This window comes from Streptococcus pluranimalium, from assembly GCF_047785745.1.
Classification (GTDB): Bacteria; Bacillota; Bacilli; order Lactobacillales; family Streptococcaceae; genus Streptococcus; species Streptococcus pluranimalium_B.
Genome location: NZ_JBLOJT010000097.1, coordinates 1 through 6,332 on the forward strand (window position 1 = coordinate 1; position 6,332 = coordinate 6,332).

General features: G+C 37.6%; 4 protein-coding genes. 1 reads left to right on the forward strand and 3 read right to left on the reverse strand.

Translation table 11 applies throughout. The features are described 5' to 3' along the window. Positions 1 to 386 precede the first annotated feature (386 nt). Positions 387 to 3,176 (reverse strand): phosphoenolpyruvate carboxylase, encoded by a 2,790-nt coding sequence (gene ppc, locus ACMZ6U_RS08640; protein WP_416107952.1) that lies wholly within the window; start codon positions 3,174 to 3,176, stop codon positions 387 to 389. 165 nt (positions 3,177 to 3,341) lie between these two features. On the opposite strand from ppc, the gene pepF reads away from it, so the two are divergent. Then, a complete protein-coding gene (gene pepF / locus ACMZ6U_RS08645; RefSeq protein ID WP_416107954.1) occupies positions 3,342 to 5,141 on the forward strand; it encodes an oligoendopeptidase F in 1,800 nt (599 codons plus the stop codon). Positions 5,142 to 5,365: 224 nt separating this feature from the next. Here the strand turns inward: pepF and ACMZ6U_RS08650 are convergent, their stop codons facing one another. Next, complete coding sequence (locus ACMZ6U_RS08650; RefSeq protein WP_416107956.1) at positions 5,366 to 5,743, reverse strand: DUF4430 domain-containing protein; 378 nt, start codon at positions 5,741 to 5,743, stop codon at positions 5,366 to 5,368. Beyond that, the gene (locus tag ACMZ6U_RS08655) at positions 5,709 to 6,260 is read right to left on the reverse strand and encodes an ECF transporter S component (protein WP_416107957.1); all 552 of its coding nucleotides are present in this window, start codon (positions 6,258 to 6,260) and stop codon (positions 5,709 to 5,711) included. Before ACMZ6U_RS08655 ends, ACMZ6U_RS08650 begins: the two co-directional genes overlap by 35 nt. Between the last annotated feature and the right edge of the window lie 72 nt (positions 6,261 to 6,332).

Consider the following 6,332-nt stretch of genomic DNA (forward strand, 5'->3'; position numbering starts at 1 on the left):
ACTCATCGCTTTAAACACTCAAAAAGAGAGAACCGGAACGATTCTCTCTAGATGTTAATTATAAGTCACCCACTACAGTTGACGAAGAGCCATTTTATGTCTAACTTTTGGGGTGCAGTTCAAATGTCACAGTCTTTACCAATGTTGTGATCTTCAAAATCCAAAGACCAGAAGATAATATCAAATGAATGTATTTTCTTTTTTAACTAAAACATTGAAACGTCAATAAACTCATAAACAATAAATCGAGGACAATCGCTTATCAACAATAAGCCCATGCTTGCAAACTATTCCTCTTATATCCCGAAGCATAATCAAATAAACTAGTATTTTCAGGTGCCTGATCTTTTCCTAAACAAACTAAACATATTATCTCGTTTTAGGCATCAACCTGAATTACGTAAACCAGTCGCAATACCATTGATGGTAATATGAATCAATTTTTCTTGGCTAGGATTAAGTTTACCTGCTCTAAAACGTCTAATCAATTCAATTTGAATATAATTCAGAACATTGAAGTAAGGCAAACGGTAATTCAAACTATTTTTGAGGTTAGGAAGATCTTCTATTAACTCATCATGCTTTTCAATAGCTAAAATAACATTTTTGGTTAATTGCCATTCATCTAGAATAGTTAAAAAGACATCTCTAACTTCTTGGCTTTCAGCCATTTGAGCGTATTGGAAGGCGATGTTCATATTTGATTTTGAAAGAACCATATCCACATTAGCCAAAAGTGATTTAAAGAATGGCCATGACTGGTACATTTCTTGCAAAATAGCTAAGTTTGCCGGATCCTTATCAATAAAGTTTTGGAAGCTAGAGCCAACACCATACCAGCCAGGGAACATGACACGGTTTTGGGACCATGAAAATACCCATGGAATGGCACGAAGTCCTGAAATTTCCGTAATGGTTTTACGGGCTGCAGGGCGCGAACCAATGTTAAGGCTTGAAACTTCCTTGATTGGACTTGCGTCAAAGAAATAATCATAGAAATGAGGATTTCCAAAAACAAGATCACGGTAAAACAAATTACTATCCGCTACAATCCCTTCCATGATGGAACGATAATCGTCTATTTTGCTAGGATCTGTAATCATCCGAGTTACCATCCGATCAAGGGTTGCTGAGATCAACATTTCTAAATTGTAGTAGGCTGAATCCTTGTTGCCGTATTTTGTTCCAATAACCTCACCCTGCTCTGTTAAACGAATGCGATCTTTAATAGAACCAAAAGGTTGTGATGTGATGGCATCATAAGATGGACCACCTCCTCGACCAACGGTTCCCCCTCGACCATGGAAGAAGGTCATTTTAACACCAAATTGCTCACCAAGTTTTGTCAATTCGTTTTGAGCCTTGTAGAGTGTCCATCCAGAAGCTAAGTAACCACCATCTTTGTTCGAGTCTGAATAGCCCAGCATGACTTCTTGATAACCCTGATGGTCTTTGAGCCATGTTTTCACAATATCAAGATTGAGGTAGTCAGTCATAATGCCTTTCGCATTTTCCAAGTCCTCAATGGTTTCAAATAAAGGTACAATCTGAATGCGAGAATGATCCTTATCTAGCAGTCCTACCTCTTTAAGCATAATAGCTAATTCAAGCATATCTGAAACAGTTTCTGTGTGAGAAATGATATGCTGTTTAATCACGTCTTCACCCAGACGGTCTTTCAACTCACGCGCTGTCTGATAAATGGCTAACTCTTTCTCCAACAATTCTGACTTTGTCGCATTGGTAGCTGAAAGCTGACGAGGATCCTCTACCAATTCTTTCAATAACAAGTGACATTTTTCTTCCTCAGGTAAAGAACTATAGTCACTCTCGATATTAGCTGTTTTCAAAAGCTCTGCGACGCAAGCTTCTTGAACACTAGAATCTTGACGCATATCAATCGTTGCTAAAAAGAAACCAAACACATCAACAGCTTGGCATATTTCTGAAAAATCACCTTTGATCAGACTAGCCATTCCATTTTCTTCTAAGGAATCTTGGATAATTCTCAAGTCAGCCTTAAATTCCTCAACACTGGTATATAAATCATTAACTAATCTAAAATGACCAGCATTAGCCAAGTGATACTCAGCTGTGTGTGGTTGACGAGACTGTTGTCCTAATTTACTTAAATCCTTTGAAAAATCAGCTTCTGGGCCCTTCAAGTCAACCAATGTATTAACTAACTTTGCTTGAATATAGATAAATGCCTTACGATAAGGTTCGTTTTCACGAAACTCTGAATGATCCAAAGATTTTCTGGCTAACTCCAAAACACCGTCTGACACAGCTGTCAAGCTACTTGATAATGAAAATTGACGGTAAAGTGCTGAGATTTTTTCGATATAGTAAGTCAAAATGACTTCACTTTGAAGGGTTGCCGATAGTCGCAAGGTATCAGCTGTTACAAAAGGATTGCCATCGCGGTCACCACCAATCCACATTCCCATCGTAATCGGCTTGGGATTTTCAAGAGCAATACCATTTTTAACCGCTAAAGATTTGTATTCTTGGGTGAGCTTGGTAATCGCCTTAATCAAGGAAGTTGGATAATACTCCATGACATTGGTGATTTCGTTTTTAACTTTCAATTTTTTCTCACGAATAATATCCGTTTGCATCATCATCTGGATATAACGGCGCATGTCTGCATACCATTTTTCCTCATTGATGAGACCTAATTTGACATCACGATGTTTTCTTAGAAGCTCATGAATATGGTTGGTCAACTCAAGCATTGTTTTACGTTGGACTTGTGTAGGATGGGCTGTTAAAACTGGAACGACGTTTAAATGATTGATAACCTCAGCACCCTGTTCATTTTCTGCAATCATTCCCATAACTGTGGACAATTTTCCAAGGTAATCCTTGTTAATGTTATTTTGATAATTAACTTCATAGGCTAAATCAACATCTTCAGCAATATTGATTAATAACGGTAAGATACTAAAATAACGTGAAATCAAGACCATTTCTTCGTTGTTAATCGTCGAAATAACATTCTGCAACCCTTGATAATCCTCAGTTTTTGATAAGTTTGTCAATTCCTTTATTTTAGAATAAACACCTTCGCCAACAAGCCCTTGAGTGATCTCTTCTAAGAGTTGAGTTAGTATCTCAACTTCTTCTTGAATAAGAACTTGATTGCTACTGCTTTCTAATTTAGTGATGTCCACAAAACCACTCCATTTCTTTTTTGTATCTAGCCATTATCATATCATTTTTTGTAAGGAACTGCACTTGATACTGCTATTTCATCAGTTGAAATTCCTTTAAAATAATGCTGATCTTTTTGAACAGTTTCCTAAAGATTTGATATACTAAAGAAAAGGAGGCTATTTATGGAACTAAAAAAACGTTCAGAATTTCCCGAAAACGAACTTTGGGATTTAACCGCTTTGTATAAAGACCGCCAAGATTTTCTCTTAGCTATTGAAAAAGCCTTGAGTGATGTCGATACCTTTACTCGTCATTATGAAAACAACTTAACATCTGTTGATGATTTCACCCAGGCACTCATGGAGCTTGAACAGATTTACATCCAAATGAGTCATATTGAAACTTACGCTTTTATGCCTCAAACAACGGACTTCTCAAGCGAAGAATTTGCTGAAATTGCTAAGGCTGGTGATGATTTCGCTACTAAAGCTAGTGTAGCGCTCAGCTTCTTTGACACAGCACTCGCTACTGCTGATTCAGCTATTTTAGATGAATTAGAAAATAATCCTCACTTTAGCGCAGCCATTCGCCAGGCAAAAATCCAAAAAGAACACTTACTCGACCCCGAAGTAGAAAAAGCTCTCTCAAATTTGAGAGAGGTTCTGGCTGCCCCGTATGATATTTATACTAAGATGCGGGCTGGTGATTTTGCCATGGACGATTTTGAAGTTGATGGTAAAACCTATAAAAATTCCTTTGTCACCTATGAAAATTTCTATCAAAATCATGAAAATGCTGACATTCGTGACAAGGCCTTCCGCTCTTTCTCAAAAGGTTTAAGAGCTCATCAAAATGCTGCTGCCGCTGCCTATCTGGCTAAAGTCAAATCTGAAAAATTGATTGCAGACATGCGAGGCTACGACTCTGTCTATGACTATCTCTTAGCTGAGCAAGAAGTGGATCGTAGCATGTTTGATCGCCAGATTGATTTAATCATGTCTGAGTTTGGTCCAGTAGCACAAAAATACCTCAAGCATATCGCTGAGATCAACGATCTAGACAAGATGACCTTTGCTGATTGGAAACTTGATATTGATACTGAGCTCAATCCTGAAGTCTCCATTGATGATGCCTACAATTTGGTTATGAAATCCGTCGCACCACTAGGTTCTGAGTACACAAAAGAAGTTGAACGTTATCAGACTGAGCGCTGGGTTGACTTCGCTGCTAATGAAAACAAGGATTCTGGTGGCTATGCAGCTGATCCTTATAAGATTCACCCTTATGTTCTGATGAGTTGGACAGGACGCATGTCTGATGTCTACACGCTTATCCATGAGATTGGACACTCTGGACAGTTCATCTTTTCTGATAATAATCAGTCTTATTACAACACGCATATGTCAACCTATTATGTGGAGGCTCCTTCAACCTTCAACGAATTACTTCTAAGTGATTATTTGGAAAATCAATTTGATAATGCCCGCCAAAAACGCTTCGCTCTGGCTCATCGCTTAACAGATACTTACTTCCACAACTTCATTACCCACTTGCTTGAAGCAGCTTTCCAACGTAAGGTTTATAACTTGATTGAAGCTGGAGGTACTTTCGGCGCAGAAACTCTAAACACTTTCATGAAGGAAGTCTTAACAGACTTCTGGGGTGACGCTGTCGAAATTGATGATGATGCTGCCCTTACTTGGATGCGCCAAGCACACTATTATATGGGGCTCTACAGCTACACCTACTCTGCCGGTTTAGTCCTTTCAACAGCAGGTTACCTCAATCTCAAGAACAACGATAATGGGGCTAAGGAGTGGCTTGACCTTCTCAAATCTGGTGGCAGCAAGACACCACTTGACACAGCTATGATTATCGGAGCTGATATTTCAACTGATAAACCACTTCGAGACACTATCCAATTCTTGAATGACACGGTCGATCAAATTATCGCTTATAGTCGTGAACTAAACGAAAACTAATAGTAACAAAGTCTTCTTAGGATATACTATTTAAAACTTGTAAGACTTTGTAGGTCTAACCCAAAGTAACCCTCTCTAGATGACTCTTTGCTCTTTTCATAATATTTAGAACAGCAACCTTAACAGTTAACGATCTAGCCCGATTTTCATTCAATTCCTATCAACAATAATAAAAGTAACGGTTTCACTAGACCGTTACTTTTATTATTATCTGATAGCGTTTCTTAATTGCTTACTTCCTGATAAAATTCAATTTTATCACCATCTTTGACGGTATTTTCTTCAGCACCTTTATTGGCCATTTTACCATTAACTTTGTACATCCAGTAAAGATTCTTTGCTGGATCTTGCTTATGACCTTCAATCTCTGTCACAAAACCATTATCATCTTCAACGTCAAAAGCTTCGTCAAGAGCTTCTAAAACAGAATCATCCTGATCAACGATGACTTCTTTCTTATCAGCTTTTTCTCCTTCTGGTTTCACACTAACGGTTACCTTTACTTCATCGGCTTCTGGCTTTTTGTGAGCATCATCCTTAGCACAAGCAGTTAGTAATAATAGAGTGCTAGCCAGTATAACTGGTTTTAACATTTTTTTCATTATAAAATCTCCTCAAGATCTTTTCTAAAATAGGGTAAAATAGTAACGTTGATAGTGCATGATAAAGATTGAAGGGCAATCCTGCTACCACATAGGACCACCACGGCATCTCCCAAAAAGCAGCCATCAAACTATCAATAATTATACCATATAAAAAAGCCAAACAAGCTGCTAAAAACATCAGGATATGTGGATGCCATGTTTTGATTATCAATAGTCTCCACAAAAGCAGAACAAGAGCAAAACTAATGATTTGAAACATGACCCATGGTCCAAAACCTAATAAAAAAGAGGATATCAATAGACTTAGACTCATGACTAAGACAGAAAAAAGTAAAGTCTCAGCCCCTACTAACACTAAAAATAGAGCCGTAATAGGTTGAATATTGGGTAAAGACGAAAAAATATAACGTAAAACAACACAAAGAGCCGACAGCATGGCCACTTTACTGATGGTTTGGATAGATAAAAAACTTTTCATACTCTTATTATCGCAAATAATATTAGGTTTGACCATAAAAAAATGAGCTTAAGAATAGACTCAATAAAACAACTCAGAACCTGTTTTTACTCTTAGATTTCAAATCCT

Bases quoted from the DNA above. Each gene is read 5' to 3' on its own strand.
- pepF (WP_416107954.1), top strand. From the start codon at position 3,342: ATGGAACTAAAAAAACGTTCAGAATTTCCCGAAAACGAACTTTGGGAT.
- ACMZ6U_RS08655 (WP_416107957.1), bottom strand. From the start codon at position 6,260: ATGGTCAAACCTAATATTATTTGCGATAATAAGAGTATGAAAAGTTTT.
- ACMZ6U_RS08650 (WP_416107956.1), bottom strand. From the start codon at position 5,743: ATGAAAAAAATGTTAAAACCAGTTATACTGGCTAGCACTCTATTATTA.